25 protein-coding genes and 1 tRNA gene are annotated in these 22,723 nt (G+C 74.3%); 15 read left to right on the plus strand and 11 right to left on the minus strand.

Annotated elements, in window-relative coordinates; genetic code table 11:
- The first annotated feature begins 66 nt into the window (after nucleotides 1-66).
- The 12 genes from ACFFJG_RS20435 to der all read left to right on the plus strand — a co-directional run bounded on the left by ACFFJG_RS20435 (nucleotide 67) and on the right by der (nucleotide 9,598).
- Nucleotides 67-963, plus strand: coding sequence for a ParA family protein (locus ACFFJG_RS20435; protein WP_446686244.1), 897 nt, complete (start codon nucleotides 67-69; stop codon nucleotides 961-963).
- On the plus strand, nucleotides 948-1,316 hold the full coding sequence (locus tag ACFFJG_RS20440) for a hypothetical protein (RefSeq protein ID WP_378520646.1): 369 nt from the start codon (nucleotides 948-950) through the stop codon (nucleotides 1,314-1,316). The genes ACFFJG_RS20435 and ACFFJG_RS20440 overlap by 16 nt, the downstream gene beginning before the upstream one ends.
- A complete protein-coding gene (locus tag ACFFJG_RS20445) occupies nucleotides 1,313-2,203 on the plus strand; it encodes a segregation and condensation protein A (RefSeq protein ID WP_378520647.1) in 891 nt (296 codons plus the stop codon). The genes ACFFJG_RS20440 and ACFFJG_RS20445 overlap by 4 nt, the downstream gene beginning before the upstream one ends.
- Nucleotides 2,200-2,928 (plus strand): SMC-Scp complex subunit ScpB, encoded by a 729-nt coding sequence (gene scpB / locus ACFFJG_RS20450; RefSeq protein ID WP_378520648.1) that lies wholly within the window; start codon nucleotides 2,200-2,202, stop codon nucleotides 2,926-2,928. Before ACFFJG_RS20445 ends, scpB begins: the two co-directional genes overlap by 4 nt.
- Nucleotides 2,925-3,728 carry a pseudouridine synthase gene (locus ACFFJG_RS20455; RefSeq protein ID WP_378520649.1) on the plus strand — a complete coding sequence of 268 codons (804 nt, stop codon included), beginning with the start codon at nucleotides 2,925-2,927 and terminating at the stop codon, nucleotides 3,726-3,728. The genes scpB and ACFFJG_RS20455 overlap by 4 nt, the downstream gene beginning before the upstream one ends.
- A gap of 267 nt (nucleotides 3,729-3,995) precedes the next feature.
- Nucleotides 3,996-4,814, plus strand: coding sequence for a helix-turn-helix domain-containing protein (locus ACFFJG_RS20460; RefSeq protein ID WP_378520650.1), 819 nt, complete (start codon nucleotides 3,996-3,998; stop codon nucleotides 4,812-4,814).
- Between the two features lie 27 nt (nucleotides 4,815-4,841).
- On the plus strand, nucleotides 4,842-5,234 hold the full coding sequence (locus ACFFJG_RS20465) for a VOC family protein (RefSeq protein ID WP_378520651.1): 393 nt from the start codon (nucleotides 4,842-4,844) through the stop codon (nucleotides 5,232-5,234).
- Nucleotides 5,235-5,291: 57 nt separating this feature from the next.
- Nucleotides 5,292-5,669, plus strand: a complete 378-nt coding sequence (aroH, locus tag ACFFJG_RS20470) for a chorismate mutase (protein ID WP_378520652.1) — start codon at nucleotides 5,292-5,294, stop codon at nucleotides 5,667-5,669.
- A 31-nt stretch (nucleotides 5,670-5,700) separates the two neighbouring features.
- The gene (locus ACFFJG_RS20475) at nucleotides 5,701-6,762 is read left to right on the plus strand and encodes a prephenate dehydrogenase (RefSeq protein WP_378520653.1); all 1,062 of its coding nucleotides are present in this window, start codon (nucleotides 5,701-5,703) and stop codon (nucleotides 6,760-6,762) included.
- An 11-nt stretch (nucleotides 6,763-6,773) separates the two neighbouring features.
- Nucleotides 6,774-7,469, plus strand: a complete 696-nt coding sequence (gene cmk / locus ACFFJG_RS20480) for a (d)CMP kinase (protein ID WP_378520654.1) — start codon at nucleotides 6,774-6,776, stop codon at nucleotides 7,467-7,469.
- Nucleotides 7,466-8,212 (plus strand): lysophospholipid acyltransferase family protein, encoded by a 747-nt coding sequence (locus ACFFJG_RS20485; RefSeq protein ID WP_378520655.1) that lies wholly within the window; start codon nucleotides 7,466-7,468, stop codon nucleotides 8,210-8,212. The genes cmk and ACFFJG_RS20485 overlap by 4 nt, the downstream gene beginning before the upstream one ends.
- A 6-nt stretch (nucleotides 8,213-8,218) precedes the next feature.
- A complete protein-coding gene (der, locus tag ACFFJG_RS20490) occupies nucleotides 8,219-9,598 on the plus strand; it encodes a ribosome biogenesis GTPase Der (protein ID WP_378520656.1) in 1,380 nt (459 codons plus the stop codon).
- 15 nt (nucleotides 9,599-9,613) lie between these two features.
- On the opposite strand, the gene ACFFJG_RS20495 is transcribed toward der, so the two are convergent.
- The gene (locus ACFFJG_RS20495; protein ID WP_378520657.1) at nucleotides 9,614-10,285 is read right to left on the minus strand and encodes a M23 family metallopeptidase; all 672 of its coding nucleotides are present in this window, start codon (nucleotides 10,283-10,285) and stop codon (nucleotides 9,614-9,616) included.
- Between the two features lie 187 nt (nucleotides 10,286-10,472).
- Here ACFFJG_RS20495 and ACFFJG_RS20500 point away from each other — a divergent pair.
- Both ACFFJG_RS20500 and ACFFJG_RS20505 read left to right on the plus strand, forming a co-directional pair.
- Nucleotides 10,473-10,546 (plus strand) — tRNA-Pro (locus ACFFJG_RS20500).
- A gap of 89 nt (nucleotides 10,547-10,635) precedes the next feature.
- The gene (locus ACFFJG_RS20505; RefSeq protein WP_378520658.1) at nucleotides 10,636-11,148 is read left to right on the plus strand and encodes a hypothetical protein; all 513 of its coding nucleotides are present in this window, start codon (nucleotides 10,636-10,638) and stop codon (nucleotides 11,146-11,148) included.
- Nucleotides 11,149-11,205: 57 nt separating this feature from the next.
- On the opposite strand, the gene ACFFJG_RS20510 is transcribed toward ACFFJG_RS20505, so the two are convergent.
- From ACFFJG_RS20510 to ACFFJG_RS20540, 7 genes are all read right to left on the minus strand, one after another.
- The gene (locus ACFFJG_RS20510; protein ID WP_378520659.1) at nucleotides 11,206-13,398 is read right to left on the minus strand and encodes a glycoside hydrolase family 15 protein; all 2,193 of its coding nucleotides are present in this window, start codon (nucleotides 13,396-13,398) and stop codon (nucleotides 11,206-11,208) included.
- A gap of 98 nt (nucleotides 13,399-13,496) precedes the next feature.
- On the minus strand, nucleotides 13,497-14,615 hold the full coding sequence (locus ACFFJG_RS20515; RefSeq protein WP_378520660.1) for an amidohydrolase family protein: 1,119 nt from the start codon (nucleotides 14,613-14,615) through the stop codon (nucleotides 13,497-13,499).
- Between the two features lie 4 nt (nucleotides 14,616-14,619).
- Nucleotides 14,620-15,714, minus strand: a complete 1,095-nt coding sequence (locus tag ACFFJG_RS20520; protein WP_378520661.1) for a carboxylate-amine ligase — start codon at nucleotides 15,712-15,714, stop codon at nucleotides 14,620-14,622.
- Nucleotides 15,715-15,767: 53 nt separating this feature from the next.
- Nucleotides 15,768-16,250 (minus strand): DUF421 domain-containing protein, encoded by a 483-nt coding sequence (locus ACFFJG_RS20525; RefSeq protein ID WP_378520662.1) that lies wholly within the window; start codon nucleotides 16,248-16,250, stop codon nucleotides 15,768-15,770.
- Nucleotides 16,251-16,262: 12 nt separating this feature from the next.
- Nucleotides 16,263-16,784, minus strand: coding sequence for a hypothetical protein (locus ACFFJG_RS20530; protein ID WP_378520663.1), 522 nt, complete (start codon nucleotides 16,782-16,784; stop codon nucleotides 16,263-16,265).
- A gap of 57 nt (nucleotides 16,785-16,841) precedes the next feature.
- On the minus strand, nucleotides 16,842-17,177 hold the full coding sequence (locus ACFFJG_RS20535) for a hypothetical protein (protein ID WP_378520664.1): 336 nt from the start codon (nucleotides 17,175-17,177) through the stop codon (nucleotides 16,842-16,844).
- A 92-nt stretch (nucleotides 17,178-17,269) separates the two neighbouring features.
- Nucleotides 17,270-18,220, minus strand: coding sequence for an ATP-grasp fold amidoligase family protein (locus ACFFJG_RS20540; RefSeq protein WP_378520665.1), 951 nt, complete (start codon nucleotides 18,218-18,220; stop codon nucleotides 17,270-17,272).
- A 226-nt stretch (nucleotides 18,221-18,446) separates the two neighbouring features.
- Here ACFFJG_RS20540 and ACFFJG_RS20545 point away from each other — a divergent pair, with 226 nt between their 5' ends.
- Nucleotides 18,447-18,860, plus strand: a complete 414-nt coding sequence (locus ACFFJG_RS20545; protein ID WP_378520666.1) for a response regulator — start codon at nucleotides 18,447-18,449, stop codon at nucleotides 18,858-18,860.
- Nucleotides 18,861-18,914: 54 nt separating this feature from the next.
- On the opposite strand, the gene ACFFJG_RS20550 is transcribed toward ACFFJG_RS20545, so the two are convergent.
- From ACFFJG_RS20550 to ACFFJG_RS20560, 3 genes are read right to left on the minus strand one after another with little or no spacing between them, the layout of a single operon-like run.
- Nucleotides 18,915-19,862, minus strand: a complete 948-nt coding sequence (locus ACFFJG_RS20550; RefSeq protein WP_378520667.1) for a threonine/serine dehydratase — start codon at nucleotides 19,860-19,862, stop codon at nucleotides 18,915-18,917.
- Nucleotides 19,863-19,888: 26 nt separating this feature from the next.
- Nucleotides 19,889-20,962, minus strand: a complete 1,074-nt coding sequence (locus tag ACFFJG_RS20555) for an ArsB/NhaD family transporter (protein WP_378520668.1) — start codon at nucleotides 20,960-20,962, stop codon at nucleotides 19,889-19,891.
- Nucleotides 20,963-20,967: 5 nt separating this feature from the next.
- Complete coding sequence (locus tag ACFFJG_RS20560; protein WP_378520669.1) at nucleotides 20,968-22,506, minus strand: sulfatase family protein; 1,539 nt, start codon at nucleotides 22,504-22,506, stop codon at nucleotides 20,968-20,970.
- Nucleotides 22,507-22,723: the final 217 nt, after the last annotated feature.

Here is a 22,723-nt window from a genome sequence, read left to right on the forward strand (position 1 = left end):
CTGGTCCGTCCGCCGCAGCCCACGACCTCCGCCCCACCAGGTCCTTCCCCCCGAGACGAGCACACCGTGACGCAGCCCCTCCCGTTCGAGCGCCCCCTCCGCGAGGAGACCGCCGCCGACGTGCCCCTCGGTCCCACCGGCCGGCCGATGCCGGTCTTCCCGGACCCGGCGCCGGTGCGCGAGCACGGCGGTGCCCGGGTGGTCTCGATGTGCAACCAGAAGGGCGGCGTCGGCAAGACCACGACGACCATCAACCTCGGCGCCTCGCTGGCCGAGCTCGGCCGCCGCGTCCTGCTCGTCGACTTCGACCCGCAGGGCTCGCTGTCGGTGGGGCTGGGGCTCAACCCCCACGAGATGGACCTCACCATCTACAACCTGCTGATGGACCGCGAGGTCACCCTCGACGAGGTCGTCGTGCCCTCAGGCATCGAGGGCATGGACCTGCTGCCCTCCAACATCGACCTGTCGGCCGCCGAGGTGCAGCTCGTGCACGAGGTGGCGCGGGAGCAGACCCTCCAGCGGGTGCTCGCCCCCGCCCTGGCGCACTACGACGTCATCCTCATCGACTGCCAGCCCTCGCTCGGCCTGCTGACCGTCAACGCGCTCACCGCCTCCGACGGCGTCATCGTGCCGCTCGAGTGCGAGTACTTCGCCCTGCGCGGCGTGGCCCTGCTCAAGACCACCATCGACAAGGTCCGCGAGCGCCTCAACCCCAAGCTGGAGATCGACGGCGTGCTCGGCACCATGTTCGACGGCCGCACGCTCCACAGCCGCGAGGTGATGGAGCGGCTCGTCTCGGCCTGGGGCGACAAGGTCTTCCACACCGTGATCCGGCGCACGGTGAAGTTCTCCGACGCCACGGTCGCCGGCGAGCCGATCACCTCCTACGCCTCGTCCTCCACCGGTGCCGACGCCTACCGCCAGCTCGCCAAGGAGGTGGTCACCCGATGGCCCGCCGAGTGAGCATGCCGGCCGCGGACGACCTGTTCCGGCCCACCTCGCCGCCGTCGACGGACGCCCCCGAGCCCGAGCAGGGACCCCGACGGGTCCGCGCGGTCGCCGAGCAGGCGGTCGAGGAGGCCGAGCCCGCTCCCCGCAGGCCCAGCGGTCGGGTCCGCCACGACGAGAAGATGACCGTCTACGTCACCGCCGACGAGCTGCTCGACATCGAGCACGCCCGCCTGGTGCTGCGCCGCGAGCACGGCCTCGCGGTCGACCGTGGCCGGCTGGTGCGCGAGGCGGTGGCGCTCGTGCTCGCCGACCTCGAGGCCCAGGGTGCCGACAGCGCCCTGGTCCGGCGACTGCTGGACGAGTGAGCGCCGCGGCCGACCTGTCCCCGGAGTCGCCCGCGTTCGCGGTCCGGCTGGACAACTTCGAGGGGCCGTTCGACCTGCTCCTCGGCCTGATCGCCAAGCACAAGCTCGACATCACCGAGGTCGCGCTGTCGCAGGTCACCGACGAGTTCATCGCCCACGTCAAGGCGCTCGGCGAGACCTGGGACCTCGAGCAGACCACGTCGTTCCTCCTCGTCGCCGCGACGCTCCTCGACCTCAAGGCCGCCCGGCTGCTGCCCCAGGGCGACGTCGAGGACGAGGAGGACCTCGCCCTGCTCGAGGCGCGCGACCTGCTCTTCGCGCGGCTCATGCAGTACCGCGCCTACAAGCAGGTGGCCTCGGTGCTGGAGGAGCGCCTGGCCGCCGAGTCGCTCCGCTTCCCGCGCGCGGTCGGACTCGAGGAGCGCTACGCCAGCCTGCTGCCCGAGGTGCTCATCGGCATCGGGCTCGAGCAGTTCGCCCAGCTCGCGGCCCGGGCGATGGAGCCCAAGCCGGTGCTGGAGGTCTCGCTGCAGCACATCCACGCCGCGAAGGTGAGCGTGCGCGAGCAGGCCCAGGTGGTCGTCGACCGCCTGCGCCGCGCCGGGACGATGACCTTCCGCGCGCTGTGCGGTGACTCCCCGGACCGCCTCACCACCGTGGCCCGGTTCCTCTCGCTGCTCGAGCTGTTCCGCGAGGGCGTGGTGTCGTTCGACCAGGTGACCCCGCTGGGGGAGCTCTCGGTGCGCTGGACCGGCACCGAGGACGACGACGTGGAGATCCACGACGAGTTCGACGGGGCACCGCCGACCGACGAGGATGGAGCCGGGGCGCCGACCGAGGTCCCCGAGACATCCGAGGCATCCGAGGCAACCGAGGAGGACGCGTGAGCGACCAGCGCGAGGCTGCTGCCGAGCCGGACACCCTCGAGGTCCCCCTCGTCGAGCTGCGTCCGGCCCTGGAGGCGATCTTGATGGTCGCCGACGAGCCGCTCGACCGGGTGCGGCTCGCCTCCGTGGTCGGCCACCCGGTGGCCGACGTCGAGGCGGCGCTGGTGGCGCTGTCCGCGGAGTACGCCGAGCAGGGCCGCGGGTTCGACCTGCGCGAGGTGGCCGGCGGCTGGCGGTTCTACTCGCGGCCCGAGCTGGCCTCGGTGGTCGAGACGTTCGTGCTCGACGGGCAGCAGGCGCGACTCACCCAGGCCGCGCTCGAGACCCTGTCGGTGGTGGCCTACCAGCAGCCCGTCTCGCGGGCCCGGGTCTCGGCGATCCGCGGCGTCAACGTCGACGGCGTGATGCGCACGCTCCTCTCGCGCGGGCTCGTCGAGGAGGCCGGGCAGGACGAGCACAGCGGCGCCCACCTCTACCGCACCACCTCCTACTTCCTCGAGCGCATCGGCGTCAGCTCGCTCGACGAGCTGCCCGAGCTCGCTCCGTACCTCCCCGACATGGAGGACCTCGAGGACGAGCTGGCCAGCGTGGCCGGACTCGACGCCGCGCCCGAGGCCCCTGCCGACGCACCGGCCGAGCCCGCACCGGAGCCCGGCCCCACCCCCCACCACTCCCCGCACTCCGGCTCCGGCACCGAGCCCGACGGCGGGACCGAGGTCTCATGAAGCCGCACGACGCACCCGACAACGACCAGCCCGCCTCGCAGCGCCCCGAGACCGACGAGGACGGCCTGATCCGGCTGCAGAAGCTGCTCGCGCAGTCCGGGGTGGCGAGCCGGCGCAAGTGCGAGGAGCTCATGCTCGACGGCCTCGTCGAGGTCGACGGCGAGGTCGTCACGCGGCTCGGCACCAAGGTCGACCCCCGCACCGCCGTGATCCGGGTGCAGGGCAAGCGCCTGCCCCCGATCAGCGACAAGGTCTACCTCGTCCTCAACAAGCCGCGCGGCGTCGTCTCGACGATGTCCGACCCGGAGGGTCGGCGCACGCTCGGCGACCTGGTGGCCGACCGGCCCGAGCGGCTGTTCCACGTCGGGCGCCTCGACACCGACACCGAGGGCCTGATCATCCTCACCAACGACGGTGACTTCGCCCAGCACCTCGCCCACCCCTCCCACGAGGTCGACAAGACCTACGTCGCCGAGGTCGAGGGCGAGGTGCACCTGCGCACGGTCCGCGAGCTGCTCGCCGGCGTGACCCTGGAGGACGGGCCCGTGACCGTCACCCGGGCCCGGGTGCTCGGCGGCGACCCGCGCCGCGAGGGCAGCCGTCGCTCGATCGTGGAGCTGACCATCCACGAGGGTCGCAACCGCATCGTGCGACGGCTGCTGGATCACGTCGGACACCCCGTCCGCCGCCTCACCCGCACCGAGATCGGCCCCGTCACGCTGGCCCGGTTGCGCTCGGGCGAGATGCGCGAGCTGACCGTCGCCGAGCTGGGCGAGCTGATGGATTCCGCCCAGCTCTGACCCGCACCCGCCCCGCGACTTAAGCATGATCCTGCCGGCACCTCGCCCGTGCGGGTGGGGGGGAGCCGGACGTCGAGGGCGATGGTGAGGGCACCCCGCTACACCGCGCGAGCCGACGCCCCCACGTGGCCGCGTGTGGGCCCGGCAACGCGGTCACCCCCACCGACCGCGGCCGGGCCCAGCTGGCGTCCGGCGCGACAACCCAGGATCCGCGTGCACCTCCGACGTCGTCGCCCGCTGGACGCCGGACGCGCGTACGGTGGCGGCATGGGCCCCGTGCACCCGGCGCTGGCGCCGTACGTCGCCTCCGTCACGGCGTACGACGTGGTCCACGACGCGCCCGCGGGCGTGCACATCGGGATGCCGTCGACCGAGCTGACGTTCGTGCTCCCGGTCGACGACCCGCTGGTGGTGTCCTGGGAGGGCGAGCCGGCGACGCGCACGACGTCGTGGGCGTCGGCGTCGGGGCTGCACACCCGGCCCGCCGCGATCCACCACGGCCCGCGTCAGCGCGGCATCCAGCTCGCGCTCACCGTGGCCGGCGCCCGCGCGCTGTGGGGCACGCCGGCGGCGGCGCTGTCGGGGCAGCTGCTCGACCTGCGCGACCTCGACCCCGGCTGGGCCGACCTGCCCGAGCGGCTCGCCGGCGCCGCGACCTGGGCCGAGCGGCTCACGCTCGTCGAGGCGGAGCTGCTGCGGGCGCTGCGTCGCCACCGCGGCCCGTCGCCGCGCCCGGAGGTCGCCCGGGCCATGGCCCTGCTCACCCGCGGCGCGCGGGTGGCCGACACCGCCGACGAGGTCGGCTACAGCCGGCGCCGCCTGTCCACCCTGGTGCGCGAGGAGGTCGGCGTGACGCCACAGGACCTGCAGCGGCTGGCCCGCTTCGCCGACGCACACCGGAGGTGGCGGGCCTGCCTGCTCGCCGGGACCGGGTCGCTGGCCTCAGTCGCCGCTGCCGCGGGCTACGCCGACCAGGCCCACCTCGCGCGGGAGTGGCGGGCCTTCGCCGGCTGCAGCCCGACCGGGTGGGCACGCCGGGAGTTCCCCTCCGTCCAAGCCACGGCGGTGCTCCCGGAGGGAGGCTGAGCACATCCGACGACCGAGGAGGACCTCGTGGACGACCTCTCCCGCACCACCTTGTGGCACACCTTCAGCGTGCGCGACGTGCGCCTGATGACCGGCTGGCTCGCCGCCGTCGGCTTCGTCGAGCACGCCACCTACCGCGACGAGGCCGACCCGGAGGTGGTCGTGCACGCGGAGTGGGTCTGGCCGGGCGGCGGCGGGATCATGTTCGGCTCCGAGCGACCCGGCTCGGCGATCGCGGGCACCGGCCCGGCGGCGGCGTACCTCGTCACGCCCGACCCCGACGCGGCGTTCGAGGCGGCCGTGGCCGCGGGTGCGACGGTGGTGCGCCCGATGGTCGACCAGGACTACGGCGGGCGTGGCGGCAGCGTGCTCGACCCGGAGGGCAACCACTGGTCGTTCGGGGACTACCAGCCCTCCTGAGCACGGCAGGCGAGACGCCCGCCGCCCCGGCCGCCGGCGCTGGCCTAGGGTTCAGCCATGGCAGTACGGGCAGTGCGAGGGGCCACCCAGCTCGACGAGGACACGCGCGAGCACATGCTCGACCGGGTCGCGGAGCTGGTGACCGACGTGATGAGCGCCAACGGCCTCGAGGTCGACGACTTCATCTCCATCATCTTCACCGCGACCAGCGACCTCACCAGCGAGTTCCCGGCCTACGCGGCACGCCAGCTCGGGTTCTCCGACGTCCCGCTCGTGTGCGCCCGCGAGCTGGAGATCGAGGGCTCGATGCCGCGCGTGGTGCGGCTGATGGCCCACGTCGAGACCGAGCTGCCGCGCGCGGACGTCACCCACGTCTACCTGCACGGTGCCGCGAACCTGCGCCGTGACCTCACCCGCACCACCAGTCATGACTGACCCGGACGGTCCGGGGGAGGCTCAGGGTCAGGTGGCGGGTCCCGTCCTCGTGGTCGGCGCCGGCCTGCTCGGCACCTCGGTGGCCCTGGCCTGCCGGCGCGCCGGCGTCGAGGTGCTGCTCGACGACGTCTCGCCGGAGCACCTGCGCACCGCGTCCGGCCTCGGCGCCGGGCGGCCGCTCTCGGAGGGCGACCTGCCGCGCCTGGTCGTCGTGGCCACCCCGCCCCAGCACCTCGCCACGAGCATCCGTGCGGCGCTCGACACGTGGCCCGACGCGGTCGTCACCGACGTGGGCAGCGTGAAGGAGGCTCCTCTGACGGCGCTGCGCGCCGGAGGCGACGACGACCTCGAGCGCTACGTCGGCGGCCACCCGATGGCGGGCAGCGAGCGGTCCGGCCCGCTGGCCGCGACGGCGGCGCTCTTCGACGGGCGGCCCTGGGCCGTCACGCCCCACGAGACCTCCACCCCGCAGGCCACCGACGTCGTCGAGGCGCTCGCGCTGCTGTGCGGTGCCGTGCCCACCCGGCTGGCACCGGCCGACCACGACCGCGCGGTGGCCCGCACGTCGCACCTGCCGCACCTCGCCGCGGTGCTCGTCGCGGGTCGCCTCGCCGACGCCCCGCCCGCCCACCTGGCGCTCTCGGGGCAGGGCGTGCGCGACGTCACGCGGGTGGCGGCCAGCGACCCCGCCCTGTGGCTGGAGATCCTCGGCGCGAACGCACCGGCGGTGCTCGACGTGCTGGGGGAGGTCCGCGCCGAGCTCGACGCGCTCATCGGCGCCGTGGCCCGCCCCGGCTCGCCCGACCTCACCACCATCCTGGCCCGCGGCAACGCGGGCACCGCGGCGATCCCCGGCAAGCACGGCGGGCCGGTGCGTCCCACCCGCTCGGTCTTCGTCTCCGTGCCCGACCACCCGGGGGAGCTGGCGCGGCTCTTCGGCGACGCCGGGGAGGTGGGGGTCAACATCGAGGACGTGCACATCGACCACGACCCGGGCCGTCCCGTCGGCCTCACCGAGCTGGTCGTGGAGGAGTCCCGCGCCGAGCACCTGCTGGCGGCTCTCGAATCCCGCGGCTGGACCACCCACCGGTAACCTTCTCGCCCGTGAGCAGCGCCGACACCGCACCGGTCCCCGGGTCCCTCGTCATCGCCGTCGACGGCACCTCGGGATCCGGCAAGTCGAGCACCTCGCGCGGCGTGGCCGCCCGCCTCGGCCTGCGCTACCTCGACACCGGGGCGATGTTCCGCGCGATCACGTGGTGGCTGCTGCGCGAGGGCGTCGACGTCCACGACGCCGCGGCGGTGGCCGCGGTCGCCGACCGCCCGCGCATCGCCTCCGGCACCGACCCGCTCGCCCCGACGATCACCGTCGACGGCACGGACGTCTCGGTCGAGGTCCGCAGCGACGAGGTCAACGCCGCCGTCAGCCCGGTCAGCGCCGTCCCGGCGGTGCGCAGCCGGCTGCTGGAGCTGCAGCGCGAGGTGATCGGCGCCGGCGGCATCGTGGTCGAGGGTCGCGACATCGGCTCGGTCGTGTGGCCGCAGGCCGAGGTGAAGGTCTACCTCAGCGCCGACCCCGACGCGCGCGCCGCGCGGCGTGCGGCCGAGGAGGGCGGCGCCGACGTCGCCGCCACCCAGCAGTCGCTGCTCGAGCGCGACCGGATCGACTCCGGACGCGCCACCGCGCCGCTGACGATGGCCGACGGCGCCGTCCACGTCGACAGCACGCACCTCACGCTCGACGAGGTGATCGACCGCATCGTGGGGCTGGCCTCGCAGGCCGCCCACGAGGACGCGTGAGCGCCGAGCTCCCGGCGAGCAGCACCGAGCACCCGCCGACCCGGGTGCTGCGCGGCCTCCGGCCGCTGGCGGCGTGGCTGGTCCGGCGGCGCTGGCAGGTCCGGGTGCACGGCACGGAGCAGGTGCCGACGCACGGAGGGGTGATCCTGGCCGCCAACCACGTCGGGGTGATCGACGGGCCGCTGCTCGCGGTCCTCGCGCCGCGCCCGGTGCACGCGCTGACCAAGCAGGAGATGTTCGCCGGACCGCTCGGCGCCTTCCTGCGCGCGGCCGGGCAGGTCCCGCTGGACCGCTTCCACCCGGACCCCGCGGCGATCCGCAGCTGCCTGCGGGTCCTGCGCGACGGGGGAGTGGTCGGCATCTTCCCCGAGGGCACCCGCGGCGCGGGCCGCCTCGAGCGGTTCCACCACGGCGCGGCCTACCTCGCCCTGGTCACCGGCGCCCCTGTGGTGCCGGTGACGATGATCGGCACCCGTCCGCCCGGAGGTGGCACCAACGCGCTCCCCCCACGCGGCGAGGCCCTCGACCTGGTCTTCGGGCAGGCGTGGCGCACGGCACAGCAGCCGTGGCCCCGCACCCGGGAACAGGTGGGTGCAGCGTCGGTGTTGCTCCGGGGACACATGCTGTCCGAGCTGGACGGCGCCCTCTCGCGGACGCGGCGATCCTTGCCCGGGCCCCTTCCTGCGGGACAATCCGAGGACGACCCCGACACCGGGCTCGTCGAGCACCCCAGAGAGCTGTGATCACGCATGAGTGAGTACGACGCCCCCAGCGTCGAGTCCGCCGACCCGACCGACGCCGGTGAGTCCACCGGGCCCACCCCGGTCCTCGCGGTCGTGGGCCGCCCCAACGTCGGCAAGTCGACCCTCGTCAACCGGATCATCGGCCGCCGCGAGGCCGTCGTGGAGGACCGCCCGGGCGTGACCCGCGACCGCGTCTCCTACGACGCCGACTGGAACGGGCGCGCCTTCACCGTCGTCGACACCGGCGGATGGGACCCCGACGCCCGCGGCCTGGCCGAGCGCATCGCCGGCCAGGCGGAGGTCGCGGTCTCGCTGGCCGACGCCGTGCTGTTCGTCGTCGACGCCACGGTCGGCATCACCGACGCCGACGAGGCCGTCGTACGGATCCTGCGGGCGTCGGGCAAGCCCGTGGTGCTCGCCGCCAACAAGGTCGACGACCAGCGCACCGAGGCTGAGGCCTACGGCCTGTGGAACCTCGGCCTGGGCGAGCCCTGGCCGGTGTCGGCCCTGCACGGTCGCGGCTCGGGCGACATGCTCGACGCGGTCCTGGCTGCGCTGCCCGAGACGCCGGCGCAGTCCTTCGAGGAGGTCGGCGGCCCGCGCCGGATCGCGATCGTCGGCAAGCCCAACGTCGGCAAGTCGTCGCTGCTCAACATGCTCGCCAAGGAGGACCGGGTCGTCGTCGACGACGCGTCCGGCACGACCGTCGACCCCGTCGACGAGCTGATCACCCTCGGCGACCGCACCTGGCGGTTCATCGACACCGCCGGCATCCGCAAGCGGGTCAACCAGGCCTCGGGCCACGAGTACTACGCGTCGCTGCGCACCACGACGGCGATCGACCGCGCCGAGGTGGCGGTGCTGGTGCTCGACGCCAGCCAGACCGTCTCGGAGCAGGACATGCGGATCATCCAGACGATCCGTGACGCCGGTCGCGCGATGGTGATCGCCTTCAACAAGTGGGACCTCGTCGACGAAGAACGGCGCTACTACCTCGAGCGCGAGATCGAGCGCGACCTCGTGCAGCTGAAGTGGGCCCCGCGGATCAACTTCACCGCGCGCACCGGCTGGCACGTCGACCGGCTCGTGCCGGCGATCGACAAGGCACTCGAGGGCTGGGAGACCCGCATCGGCACCGGCGCCCTCAACACGTTCCTCGGCCGTCTCGTCGCCGAGCACCCGCACCCGGTGCGCAGCGGCAAGCAGCCGAAGATCCTGTTCGCCACGCAGCCCTCGGTCGCGCCGCCGACGTTCGTGCTCTTCACCAGCGGCAAGCTCGACGCCGCCTACGAGCGCTTCGTGGAGCGTCGGCTGCGCGAGGAGTTCGGGTTCGTCGGCACGCCGATCGTCATCGAGCAGAAGCCGCGCGAGAAGCGCAAGCGCTGATCGGGTTCGCGGCGCTCACGGCGTGAGTCCCGCCCCGACCAGCCAGTCGTACGGGTCGACCGGGGCCCCGCCGTCGGGCCGTACCTCCAGGTGGAGGTGCGGCCCGGTGGTGTTGCCGGTGGAGCCGACCGTGCCGATCGGGTCCGCGACGTCCACGGCCTGCCCGGCCACCACCTCGGCGTCCGTCTGGTGGCAGTACCAGACCTCGGTGCCGTCCGGCAGCGTGACGACGGTCCGCAGGCCGTAGGGCCCGGCGTCACCCACGTCCGTGACGGTGCCCGCGGCGACGGCGACGACCTGCTCGCCGGCGGGTGCGCTGAAGTCCTGACCGCCGTGCTCGGCCTCCCAGAGCGGACCGGTCAGGCCGAAGCCGGCCGACAGCGTGTAGGACGCCAGCGGCAGGACCGCGGTCACCCGCTCGGGGTCGCCGGTCCAGCCGTAGGTCGCGAGGACGGCCCGCCGTCCCATGAGCGCCCGGTCGCGGGCATCGGCCTGGCGGTTGAGGGCGGCGAGGCTCCGCTGGCGCGCCCGGACCTGGCGGGCCAGGGCCAGCACCTCGGCCTGGTGGGGGTCCTGGCGCACGCTGACCTCGGGCGCCGCGTCGGCGCGGGGAGAGGGGAGCGCGAGCCCGGCAGTCGCGAGGAGGGCGACGAGCAGGAGGCTCGCGGGGCGGGGGACGGACAGCACGGGGGATCCTTCGGGAGCGGTCCTCCATCGTCGGACGGGCTGCCGGCCAGGTCCGCGGATCGGCGACAAATGGCCCGTCCGGACGCCTCCCGACGACCCGGACGGGTCATGTGCGGGTCGATGCGGCGACCGCGATGCTCCTGCGGTAGTGTTCCCCACGCTCCGCCGGGCTCGCGCCGGGAGCACTCGGGCTGTAGCGCAGCTTGGTAGCGCACCTGACTGGGGGTCAGGGGGTCGCAGGTTCAAATCCTGTCAGCCCGACCGAGTCGAAGCCCCTGACCTGCGGGTCAGGGGCTTCGTCGTCCATGAGCCCAGCGCCGTGCTGGTGCGTCACCGACGAAGGGGGCCCGATGAGCATCGTGGACGCACTGCGCCGGCACCGCCAGGCCCTGGAGCTCCACTTCCCGAACGCCTCCGTCGACCAGCTGCGGTCCGTCTGTCGCGAGCACCACCGGAGCTACAGGTACGGACGACTTCGGGCGGAGGTCACTCCTGGGGGCGAGCTCCACGCGCGGGTGCTGAGTGGTGGGCGCTTACGCACCGGGCCCTACTTCCGTGGTCGCGTCCGCAGCACCGGCGCCCGTGGGGTCGTGGTCCGCGGCTCCGTGCTGGAGAGCCGCAACGAGGTCTTCGCGACCCACGTGTTCGTGGCCCTCCCGCTGCTCTGCTGGCTCGGCGTCGTCGCTCTCGTGGTCGCCGGCGTGTTCGTCCACCCCGCCACCGTGATCGCCGTGATCGCCGCGGTGGCGTTCACCGTGATCGGGGTCCTCCTCGTCCGACAACGACTGGTCGACGACTGCTGGACCGAGGACGTGAAGGAGCTGACCTCCGCGCTGCGTCGAGAGCTGGGCGCCCGCCCGTAGCACGCAGTCCGTGGACGCCGGGCCGCGTCAGTCCTGGACTCCGCCCTCAGCCGTGCGTCACGGCAGGTAGCGCCGCGCGACCACGTCCTGCTGGTCGACGGGCGAGCCACGCTGGATCGTCCACGCCAGGCGCACCAGCCCGGCGTGCGACCAGGTCAGCGGCGTCGCAGCGCGCGTGCCCTTCCCTGCGGGGCAGCAGGCCTCGCCGGTCGGCGCACGCCCGTCCCAGACCTGCTCGGAGATCATGTCGCCGGCACCGGCGGCCGCCGCCATGGTCGCGAGGTAGGACGTCGCGTCCTGGCCGGCCGCGACGGCGTACTCGCCACGCTCGCCGGTGAGCAGGGGCCAGCCGCGGCCGAGGGTCGTGCCGGTGTCCTCCTCGGTGATCTCCCACTGCCCGCCGGTGCGGGTCTCGCCGTAGCCGTCGAAGGAGAAGCGGTGCCAGAACGGACCGTTGGGCGTGTCCACGCGCAGGTCCTGGTCGACGACCGGGAGGGTGGTGAGGACGGCGGGGTCGTCGGCGGGCAGCAGGCCGAGCCGGACCAGGTCGAGGAAGCTGGGGTCGACCACGCGCCGTTGGTCGACCGCCGACGGACCACCGTCGCCGATGCCGTACTCGGTCCCGGCGTCGGGTCGCCCGTCCTTGGTGAGACGGAGGAAGTAGGGGTCGTCGCTGAGCGGACCCGTCGTGGTCACGGTCCAGCGCTCGACGTTCGACTGCCAGCGGTCGGCGAGCCGCAGCCAGCGGCGTGCGGACGCACGGTCGCCGTTCCTCCGCGCGAGGTCGGCCGCGCAGACCAGGCCGGCGACCTGCGCTGCGATCGAGTGCGGGGCGTAGCCGGACTGGTTCTCCCACCGTTCCTGCGGTGAGTACGGCGCCCGGCGCCCGGTCTCCTCGTCGCGGAAGCCGGCCAGGAAGTCGGCCGCCTTCTTCACCCCCCGGTAGGTGCGCGGACCGTCGCGGCCGACGAGCCGCGCCAGCACGATCGGGAGGGCGACCTCGTCGAGCTGGAGCTCGGACCAGACCGGGGTGCCCTCGACGTCGGAGTTCTGCGGGAAGGAGCCGTCGGGCAGCTGCTGGACGCCGAAGAGCCAGTCCACCGTCCGCCGGGCCGCGGCGCGGTCGCCCATCGCCCAGAGCGCGGTGCCGAACTGGTAGGCGTCGCGCGACCACACCAGGTGGTAGGCCCCCGACGGCGACGAGAGGTCCTTCACCTCGTCGCCCCAGACCCACGGCGCGGAGGGGGACGCCACGAGCGCCCCGGGGTTCAGCTTGTCCTCGGCGGCGGCGAGCACCAGGGCCGAGGCGAGGTACTCCCGCCGGACGCCTGCCGCGCTCGCGGGCACCCGCCTCAGGCTCCTCAGGTAGCGGTGCCAGCCGCGGTCGTAGCGAGCGGCCACCGCCCGGCTGCTGGTCCGTGAGGTCGCCGTCGCGACGCGCACGGCACCGCGCGCGTCAGCGCCGAAGCCGAGCGTCAGCGTGGCGCGCTGGTCGCCCGGGAGCCCGGTCACGCCCGCGACCCGTCCGGCCTGGACGACGTTGCCCGGCCCGGCGGCCCGGTGGCGGCGGGAGAGCCGGTGGTCGGCCTCGAGGTCGCTCCACCCGTCGCCGTCCCCGAGCAGCGCGGTGCTGGTCCGGTCGAAGCGCGGACGCGAGACCAGCGCCGACGCGACGCGCTCGGAGCCGTCCGTGGCCACCAGCGCGCGACCCGGGGCGCGGCCCGAGTCGTCCATGCCGGAGTTGGCGAGGGCGGGGTCGTGCACGGCGTAGAGCTGGTATCGGCCACCGTCGAGCGACTCCAGCCGCACCCGGACCACCAGTGCGTCGCGGTGGGGGTCGGTGACGACGTCCTGGGTCAGCCTGTAGCGGCCCGACGTCGCCGTCGCCACCTGCCGGAACCGCAGGCTGCGCTCGTCGGGTCGCGTGGTGACGACCTCCATGTCGTCGGAGGCACGGTCGGTGAAGGTGCGACCGTCGGTGACCACCAGCTCGAGCACGCGGGTGCTGGGCGTCGACAGGTCGGGGTAGAACACCTCGCTGACGCGCCCGTCCTGGAGGGTGAACCACACGTTGCTGCCCCGGGTGCGGGCGGTCCCGAACCCGGCCTTGTCGGCCTCGGTCCACGTGCTCCTCGCGCCGCGAGGTGGTGCCGCGCGGTCCGCGTCCGCACCGGGCGCGGGCAGTGCCGGCGCCAGGGCCGTCACGACCAGGCCGAGGGTGGTCGGGGCGATGAGGGTGCGCAGTGCCATGGGGGCCTCCGAGGTCGACTCGGTCCCGGTCTACGCCTCGTCGCCGGGGGCAGCCACACCCCCGTGGGTGCCCCCGGCGGCAGGTCGCGATCCTCGCGTCACCCGAGTCGGGGGAGCGGGGCTGCCGGCGTCCGGGCGACCACTGCCGCAGCGGCGAGGAGGTCCCAGCCCGGACCGAAGCCGTTGCGACGTGGAAGGCGGGACCGGTGCTCCTCGTACGCGTCGAGCAGTGTCCGCACCGACGCCAGCACGGCGGCGTCGGGGTCGTCGTCGGGCACGTCGCACGCGTGCCGGGCCACGTCGAGCGGAACCCCGGGCTCGAGGCCGCGCTGCACGGCCTCGAGCGCGGCGAGCAGGTTCGAGGACGCCATCTCCAGGAACGGCCCCGGCCGCCGCACCTCCTCGGTCGGGGGCGGCCCGAGGTCGGTCGCGTCGAGCCCGGCGACCAGGCGGGCCGCCTGCCCGCCCAGGACCGAGGCCACCTGCTCCCGGCCGAGGCCCGCCTGCCACGCGCAGCGAGCCGTGGCCATCAGGTGGGAGACCGGGGTGCTGTACGGCAGGTCGCTGGCGGCGAGGACCCGGCCGGGCGGCACCAGCCGGAACAGGCCGAGGAGGTGGGCGGGGGTCCACCACGAGGTGTCGAAGAACAGGTTGGGGTGGTCCGGCACGTGGCGGTGGAGCCGGCCGAGCGCGGCGAGGCCGCAGTGGGCCAGCACCAGGCGAGCACCGGGCCACCGGGCGCTGGCGGCCAGGACCCGGTCGGCCAGGACGCCGACCTCGGGACCGGCGTGCACGACGACGGGCAGCCGTCGTTCGTCGGCGAGGGCCCACACCGGCGCCAGGCGGGGGTCGTCGAGGTCGACGCCGTCACCGGACAGGTGCAGCTTCAGCCCCGCCGCGCCCCGGTCGAGCAACCCCTCCACGGCGTCGGACTCGTCGGGCACGACCCGCACCAGGGCCGTCAGTCGGCCCTCGCTGGTGAGCGCCGCCTCCAGGCATGCCCGGTTGGCCGCCCGGTATCCGTCGGGCTCGGAGAGGGGGAAGACCAGCGCCCGGGCCCGTGCCGCGCCGAGGGCACCGAGCAGCTCCTCGACGCTCGCGGTGATGCCGCTCGGGTCCCGCTGGCCCACGTGGGTGTGCACGTCGAGGGGCTCGAGGGCCGGCAGGTCGTCCAGCAGCCGGTCGTACCACGGCTGCAGCAGGTGGTCGGCGTACACGCGATCAGCCGTCGAGGTCCGCGGTGCGGGCGGCGAGGTCGGCGAGGAGCGTGGGGAAGCCACCGGCCGCGACGACGTGACGCTGACGGTCGGCCTCGGTGGGTCCGGCCACCACCGGGTCCAGGCCCTCCAGCGCCGCGGGCCCGCCGGGCACCACCTCGCCCGCCTCCGCGACCACCCGCGCGGCGACCTCGCGCAGCGGGCGCAGCTCCTGGTCGACGTCGACGACCCGCGTGTCGAGGCCGTACCGGGCCGCGCGGTGGTCGTTGACGGCGAGCACGTCGTCGCTGAGGTCGTACGCGTCCGGGGACGTGACCGCGCGCAGCGCGATCCCCTGCACGAGGGCGGTCAGCGCGGCGACGACCGACAGCGACGGGACGGCGTCCATCACCCTGACCTCCAGCGTCCCCAGGAGCGGACGGGGACGCATCTCCCACCACACGTAGGTGTGGTCGGCGGCCTCGGCAGCGCGCAGCAGCGCCTCCGTGCGAGCGACGTAGTCCTCCCAGGAGCGGAGCAACGGCGGCATCGTCGTGCGCGGGTAGGACCGGATGAGGGCCGCCCGGGCAGACGCCTGCCCCGAGTCGAGGCCGTGCCAGTACGGCGATCCCGCCGCGAGGGCGCGCAGGAGCGGCAGCCGGTTGCGCAGGCCGCGGTAGGCCAGGATGGTCGCGTCCTCGTCGGGCAGGCCGACGTGCACCTGCAACGACGCCGTCGGGGTGCGGAGCAGCCCGGCGTACTCCTCCACGATGGCGGAGTAGCGCGGCGACGCGGCGACGTGGGCCACGCCCACGGGTGCCGTCGGGTGGACCGCTGACGCGAGCAGGTGTGCGCCCCTCTCACGCACGGCGCCCCGGAGGTCGCGCAGCGAGCGCCACACCTCCTCGGCCGTGCGGCAGACCGGGGTGTTCAGCTCCACCTGGTCGAGGTAGATCTCGCCCGTGACGACACCCGAGCCGCTCGGTCCGGAGAGGGCCGCGACCAGCTCGGCGCCCCGATCGCCCAGGAGCTCGGTGCGCTCGTCGACGAGCATCAGCTCCTCCTCGACGCCCACCGAGTAGTCGCCGCCCGGCACGTGGGCCGGTACACCGTCCGCCATGCGCAGAGGTGCCCCGGGAGGCGCGCCGTCATGCAGCCCGGGTGAGGACGGACCTAGCCCACCGGCGGCTTCTCCGGGGCGCCCTCGGTGGCGTCGTCGTCGTAGGTGAAGAAGGAGAGCCGGCCGTCGGCCTCCAGCACGGCGTACTCGATGTCGGAGGTCCGGCGGATGCCCTGCTCGCGGGCGGCGACGAGGAGGTCGGCCTCCGCCAGCCGCTGGGTCTTCATCGCGTCCTCGAGGACCTGGCCGCCCTTCACCACCAGCAGCGGGCGACCGGTCAGCACGGGGCGGGACCGGGGGAAGCGCCACTGGACCCACGACAGGGCGACGGTGAGCAGCGCGAACGTGCCGACCGCGAGGACCGCCGCGGTGACCGAGTAGTCCTGCTGCGTGACGCCCTGCTGGATCAGGTCGCCCATGGTGACGTAGAGCAGCAGCTCGAAGGTGCTCAGCTCACCCAGTGTCGAGCGACCCACGGCCCGGGTCACGAACCACAGGAAGGCGAACAGGACCAGGGCCCGGATGACGATCTCCACCGTGCGACCTCCTCAGGGGACCAGATGGGTGTCGATGTCGACCGACGCGAGCGGACGCAGGTCGGCGTCCACCACGGAGACGGTGGCCTCGCGGCCGACCTGGGCCGACGGCTGGATGTAGGCGTCGTAGGAGACCCGCAGGACGTCGCCGTCGGGTGCGTCGAACGTGAGGTAGAGCGTGTCGGCGTCGCGGACGCCGGACGACGGGTCCGGGGTGAACCCCTGGGTCTCGTAGATGTCGAAGTAGTCGCCGGTCACCGCCAGGACGACCTCCTTGCCGAAGCCGCCGGGGTGGGTGACGGTCACCTGCCACGGGACGTCGAGGCCGGCGCGGGCCACGGAGGCGTACGTGACGCTGAGGTCGTAGCCGTTCCCGCTCGCCGTGCTCGTGCCGGTGCGCACGCCCAGCAGCCCGGTCACCCCCGCCAGGACGAGTGCGAGCAGCGCGCAGAGCCCCGTCCTGCGGACCCAGAGCGCCCCGCGCTCCTGGCGGCCGGTGTCCAGACCCGTCAGCGTGGATTCCGGGAGTCGCATGGACCCGGTCTAGCACCGGCGCCCCGTGATCGCTCCCGGACACGCCGGATTCCGGGATCAGCGGGTGTGGCCCACCAGCGCGAGCGCGACGGCCAGGAGGGTGACCACGGCGACGAACGCCAGCCAGCGGCCGACCACCGTCCATCCGTCGGCCGTGCCGGGAGCCGCCGCCTGTGCCGTGGGGCCCGGTCTCGGAACGTCGCCGAGCAGGTGCGTGCCGTGCCCCTCGTAGCGTGCGGCCGCCTCACGGACCAGCGCCTGCAGGCGCACGTCCTGCACGACCGGGTGGACCTCGAGGTGGAGGATCCGGACCGCTGGCTGCGGGGTGGGCGGCACCGGGTGACGGACCGCCGGCACGCGCGGCGATGCGCTGGTCTCGACCGTCATCGGCATGGCTCGACGGTAGGCGCCGGGCGCGGTCCTCCCGTGTGCCGCGACCCCGAGCTACCCCCGATTGATGACGTGGACGCAGGCGTCGACGCGCATCACCGGTAGCGGCGGGGCGGCGTCCAGTGGCTGCCGAACACCTCGTCGAAGGACGCGGGCTCGAACGGGCTGTCGCCGCCGGCGGGGAAGCTCGACAGCTCGCCGAAGACGATGCGGCCGTCGACGGCGTACAGGTCGACCCGCACGAAGTCGGTGCCCTGGCCGAGCCGCTCGGCCAGGGCGAGCATCTCGTCGAGCCGCTCGGGGCGGGGAGGGGGCGGGGACGCCCACGGGTGGCCGCCGCTGAGGGGCACGTGCGTCCAGTCGGGGGTGAAGAAGTCCTGGGTGCGGTCGTCGAAACGGCCGCGGTCCACCTGGACGTAGTGGCAGGTCCCGTGGAAGACGAAGAACTTGTGGTCGTCCGGCACGGAGCCGTCGGCTCCGCCGAGGAACTCCTCGACGAGCACCCGCCGGGGGACGTGCCCGTAGGCCCACTCGTGGTTGGGTCCGCGGCCGTAGAGCTGGGCGACCCACCTCCGCGCCATCGCCACGAGGTGGTCCACGGGCACGTGCTCGGGACGCACGTGGCTGTAGACCCACCCGTGCTCGGCCGGTGGGAGGCACGCGTCGTCGGGCGCGGTCGAGGAGACGACGACGGCCACGCCGCTGCCGTGGCTCGGCTTGACGACGTAGGCCGCGGGCAGCTCGACGCGCGCGAGGTCGGCAGGGTCGTCGAGCACGTGGAGCACGCGGGGGAGCACGTCCGGCCCGACGAGGGCCGCCACGTGGTCGCGGACGGCGACCTTGTCGACGAAGGTGACCATCAGCGGCCGGTGGTCGCGCAGCATCTTGTAGCGCACCTTCTCGGTGAAGCTGCGCGGTGAGCGGGTCCGCCACAGGCGCCACCACCGGACCAGCCGGCTGCGCTGGCGCCACGCCACCTGCGAGGGCTGTGTCGGGGCCGCACGCAACGGCGCCCGGGACGACGTACGGGCGGGGGAGACGCTCACGACCGCATCCTCTCCGGTATCCCGCCGCGGTCGTCGGGCGGGCCATCGGGACCACCCGCGGGACCCGTCCGCACTAGTCCGATCGGGCCGATCCGTGCGACGTGCGCCTCGTTTGTGCCGAACCGCCCACACGCGCCTCCCCGGTCACCTAGTGTCAGCGGTGTTCTCAGGGGTCCCAGGACGTGCGGGGCTGCACAACCACAAGACCGAGCGATATCGGGGTGACATGGCAGAGGTGTTGGTCGTCGACGACGAGGACGACATCCGTGAGCTGGTCGCGATGTGCGTCCAGAGGGCGGGCCACGTGGCGCGGACCTTCGACAGTCCGCGCGCGGCCCTGGCCTACGCCACCAAGGGCCACGTCGACCTGGCGCTCCTCGACTGGAGCATGCCCGTGATGGACGGCGGCGAGCTGTGCGCCCGCATGCGCGCCGTCCCGCACCTGGCCGAGATCCCGATCCTGGTGGTCACCGCCTACACCGACGAGGCCACCCGCGCCCGCGCCAACGAGGCCGGTGCGACCGGCTTCATCGCCAAGCCCTTCAGCCTGCAGGTCCTGATGCAGTACGTCGCCGCCGCGCTCGCGGACCCCGGCGCGGACCTCCAGGCGCCGGACCAGCTGCCCACGCCCCAGTCCTGAGCCGGGCCCCGCAAGGCTCGGACCCCGCCGGGGCGACGGGGGAGCGGCCCTGACCTACAGCGTCGCGGGGTCGGTGTTGGCGCCGCAGACGACGACGGCGACCCGCTCACCGGGCGCGGGCACGTAGGCGCCCGACAGCAGCGCCGCCCACGCGGTCGCGGCGCCGTGCTCGGAGGCGACGCGGTGCTCGCGCCACAGGTGGGCGCGCGCGGCCACGATGGCGTCGTCGTCCACCAACACCGACACCGGGGCCTCGGCCACGGCCGCGGCGTGGGCGAGGTCGCCCGCGCGGCGCGCACCGAGGGAGTCCGCGGCGACCCCCGAGACCTCGACGTCGACCGGGTGGCCCGCCGCGATGGCGCGGTGCAGCGTGGGGATGGTGACCGGCTCGACCGCCACGACCCGTGCCCTGCCCCGCGCCGCGGCCGCGACCCCGGCGTAGAGCCCACCACCGCCCACGGCGACCACGAGCGTGTCGATGCCCGGCTCGTCGTCGAGGACCTCCTCGGCCAGCGTGCCCGCGCCGGCGACGACGGCGGGCTGGTCGTAGGCGTGCGCGAAGGTCGCCCCCGTGGCGGCGGCGTGCTCGACGGCGGCCGCCCAGGCCTCGGCGTACTCCCGGCCCACGCGCCGCACCTCGGCCCCCTCGGCCTCGATCCGCGCGACCTTCACCGCGGGTGCCGCCTGCGGGACGAAGACCGTGGCGCGCACGCCGAGCCGGCGCGCGACGTGGGCCTGCGCCAGGCCGGCGTTGCCGCCCGAGGCGACCACGACCCCCGCGTCGCCGAGCTCACCGCGCTCGAGCGCGGCCAGCTGGCGGTTGAACGCGCCGCGGGTCTTGAACACCCCGCACAGCTGGAGGTGCTCCAGCTTGAGCCACACCCGGTCGTCGCCGAGCGGGGCGAGGAGCGGCGTGTGCCGGACCCGGCCGGCGATGCGCTCGCGGGCCTCGAGCACGTCGTCGCGCGTGACGAGGGACGGGACGGCAGGCGAGGTGGTCACCCGGCCCAGTATCGGGGTGCGGGCCCTCAGCGGATCGCGAGGGTGGCGGCGGTGACGCACACGGTGGCGCACAGCAGGCCCCAGCCGGCCAGGCGCAGCAGCGGCACCTCCAGCCCCGCCGAGCGGCACCGCTGCAGCCACAGCAGCGTGGCGAGCGACGCCCACGGCGTCACCAGCGCGCCGGCGTTGACGCCGACCAGGGTGGCCACCAGGCGGCGCACGTCGTCGGCGGTGGCGGGCTCGACGACGAGGTAGGCGGGCAGGTTGTTGACCACGTTGGCCGTCAGCGCCGCCGACCCGGAGACGTGCAGCAGGTCGAGGGGACCGGTGCCCGCGCCGACGAGGGAGGCGACCCAGTCGAGCAGGCCCTCGGCCTGTGCGAGGCGCAGCAGTGCCGAGACGAGCACGAACACGCCGGCCATCAGCCACGGCGGGCGCACCTCGCGCACCAGCGCGGGCGCGCGCCACAGCGCCACCGCCAGCAGCACCGCCGCGGAGCACAGCGCCACGGCTGCCGGCTCGAGACCGGCCGCGAAGAGCGGGCCGATGGCCAGGCACACGACGGCGCCCACGACCAGCAGGACCCGGTCGTGGGGCTCCGGCGGGGGTTCGACGTCGTACGTCCCGCGCAGCGCGCGACGCTGGAGGCACGCGACCAGGACGAGGGTGGCCACGATCGCGGTCACGGCCGGCAGGGCGGCGGTGCGGACGTAGTCGCCGTGCGAGGCCCCGAGCTCCTCGAACCGGTGGACCGCGAGCAGGTTCGTGAGGTTCGAGACCGGCAGCAGGAGCGAGCCGGTGTTGGCGATCCAGAGCGTCGTGAGCGCGAACGGCATCGGCGCGATGCCGGTCTGCCGCGCGACGGCGAGCCCGACCGGGGTGAGCAGGACCGCCGTGGTGTCGAGGCTCAGCACGATCGTGCACCCGACCGCGAGGAGCGCGAAGAGCAGCCACAGCAGCACGACGCGGTGACGGGCGCGGCGGGCGAGGCCGTGCGCAGCCACGTCGAAGACACCGGCGAGCTGGGCGACCTCGGCCGTCACGGTGATCGCGACCAGGAAGACCGCGACCGGCAGCACCTGGTGGAGGACCTCGTCCACGGGGCTCAGGAGGGCGGTCGCTGCGCGCCGCCGCGACGCCGCTCGAGGAGCGGGTCGGTGGGGAGCGTGTCGGGGACCGGCCCGAAGGCCTGGTTGCAGGTCCACCCGGCGCAGTCGACGAGCTCGCTGCGGCGCAGCTCCAGCGCGTCGCGCACCGCGGCGTAGCGCGGGTCGTCGATGAGGTTGACCATCTCGTCGGGGTCGGTGGCGTGGTCGTAGAGGAACCCGCCGACGCCGTCGGTGCCGTAGAGGTAGCGGTCGGTGCGGACCCCGCGGTGGGACCAGCCGTCTCCCAGGGTGCGACCGGTCTGGACGAGGGTGGTGTCGCGGAAGGGCTGCGTGCGGCCGTGGAGGGTCGGCTCGAGCGACGCGCCGTCGACCTGCCACTGGGGTGAGACGCCGGCGAGTGCCGCGAGCGTCGCGGGGACGTCGACGAGGGTCACCGGGAGGTCGGAGGTGCTGCCGGGGGCGATGCCGGGGCCGCGCACCAGCAGCGGCACCTGCATCGCCTCGTCGGTGAGCACGTCCTTGCCGACGTAGCGGTGCTCGCCGAGGGAGTAGCCGTTGTCGGAGGAGAAGACGATGTAGGTGTCGTCGAGCACGCCCTCCTCGTCGAGGGTGCGCACCAGCGACCCGACCGCCCGGTCCACGGCCTGCAGCGCCTCGAGGCGGGCCGAGTTCTCCGCCTGCACCTCGCCGGTGTCGGCGAGGGGGAGGTTGCGGAGGTAGGGGGGCTGGTCGGAGACGTCGGCCTCGTTGAACGACGGGGCGTCGAACGACGTGGGCCGCGCGTCGCGGTAGAGGCCGCGGTCCTGCGGCATCGGGGGCGGGAGGCTGCGCCCGCCCTCGGGCGTGATCCGGTAGTGCGGCGCGAGGTGCCAGGCGTAGACCACGAACGGGTCACCGCTGCGGGCGAAGTCGCGGACGTCGGCGTTGGCGCGGTCCTCGACCACCGAGGTGATGTAGCTGTCGGTGTAGCGCACCGGGTCGCCGTCGCCGGTCATGGAGAAGTCGGTGTAGTCGTAGACGCCGCGGGTCAGGGCGTCCCAGCGCGTCCACCCCGACGGGCGCACGTCGTGGGGGCCGTAGCCGTTGAGGAACTTGCCGACGAAGCCGGTGCGGTAGCCGGCGTCGCGGAACCAGGTGCTGGCCTCCTCGGTCGGGTCGAGCGCCTGGAACCCGCCGTGCACCCCGCGGTTGTGCTGCACCCCGTTGTTCTGCGCGTACTGGCCCGTGGACAGCTCGGCGCGCGCCGGGCAGCACAGCGGGTGCGGCGAGATGGCGTCGGTGAACTCCATGCCCTGGTCGGCGATCAGCCGTCGCGTGATCGGCATCGCGGCCAGGTCGTCGTCGCGCATGTCGTCGGTGAGGACGAAGACGATGTTGGGGCGGTCGGAGGAGCGGACCGCGGGGGAGCGGGTGCCCTGCACCATGGTCACGGAGTCGGGCCCGTCGCCCGAGCCGTCGGTCAGGGAGACCGTCGCGAGGGTCGCCACGAGCACCACCAGCAGTGCAGCCGTGATCGACTGCGCCCACGCTCGCATCTACCTGGTCCTCGCCCGAGCCCGAGGGCCCTTGGTGTCTCGCCCCCGAAGCGCAGCCCCGAAGTCATCTCCGTACGTCGGCGCAAGGGTAGGACGCCTGCGGGCCCGTTCCCAAGGCGACACGTCGACTGGGGACAACCCCGTGCCAGCCGGTAGTCTGGCGCCCTCCTGACACCGAGAACGAGGACCCCCAGCACCCGCCATGGAGAGTCAAAGT

It is taken from the genome of Nocardioides zeicaulis (assembly GCF_042432345.1).
Taxonomy (GTDB): Bacteria; Actinomycetota; Actinomycetes; order Propionibacteriales; family Nocardioidaceae; genus Nocardioides; species Nocardioides zeicaulis.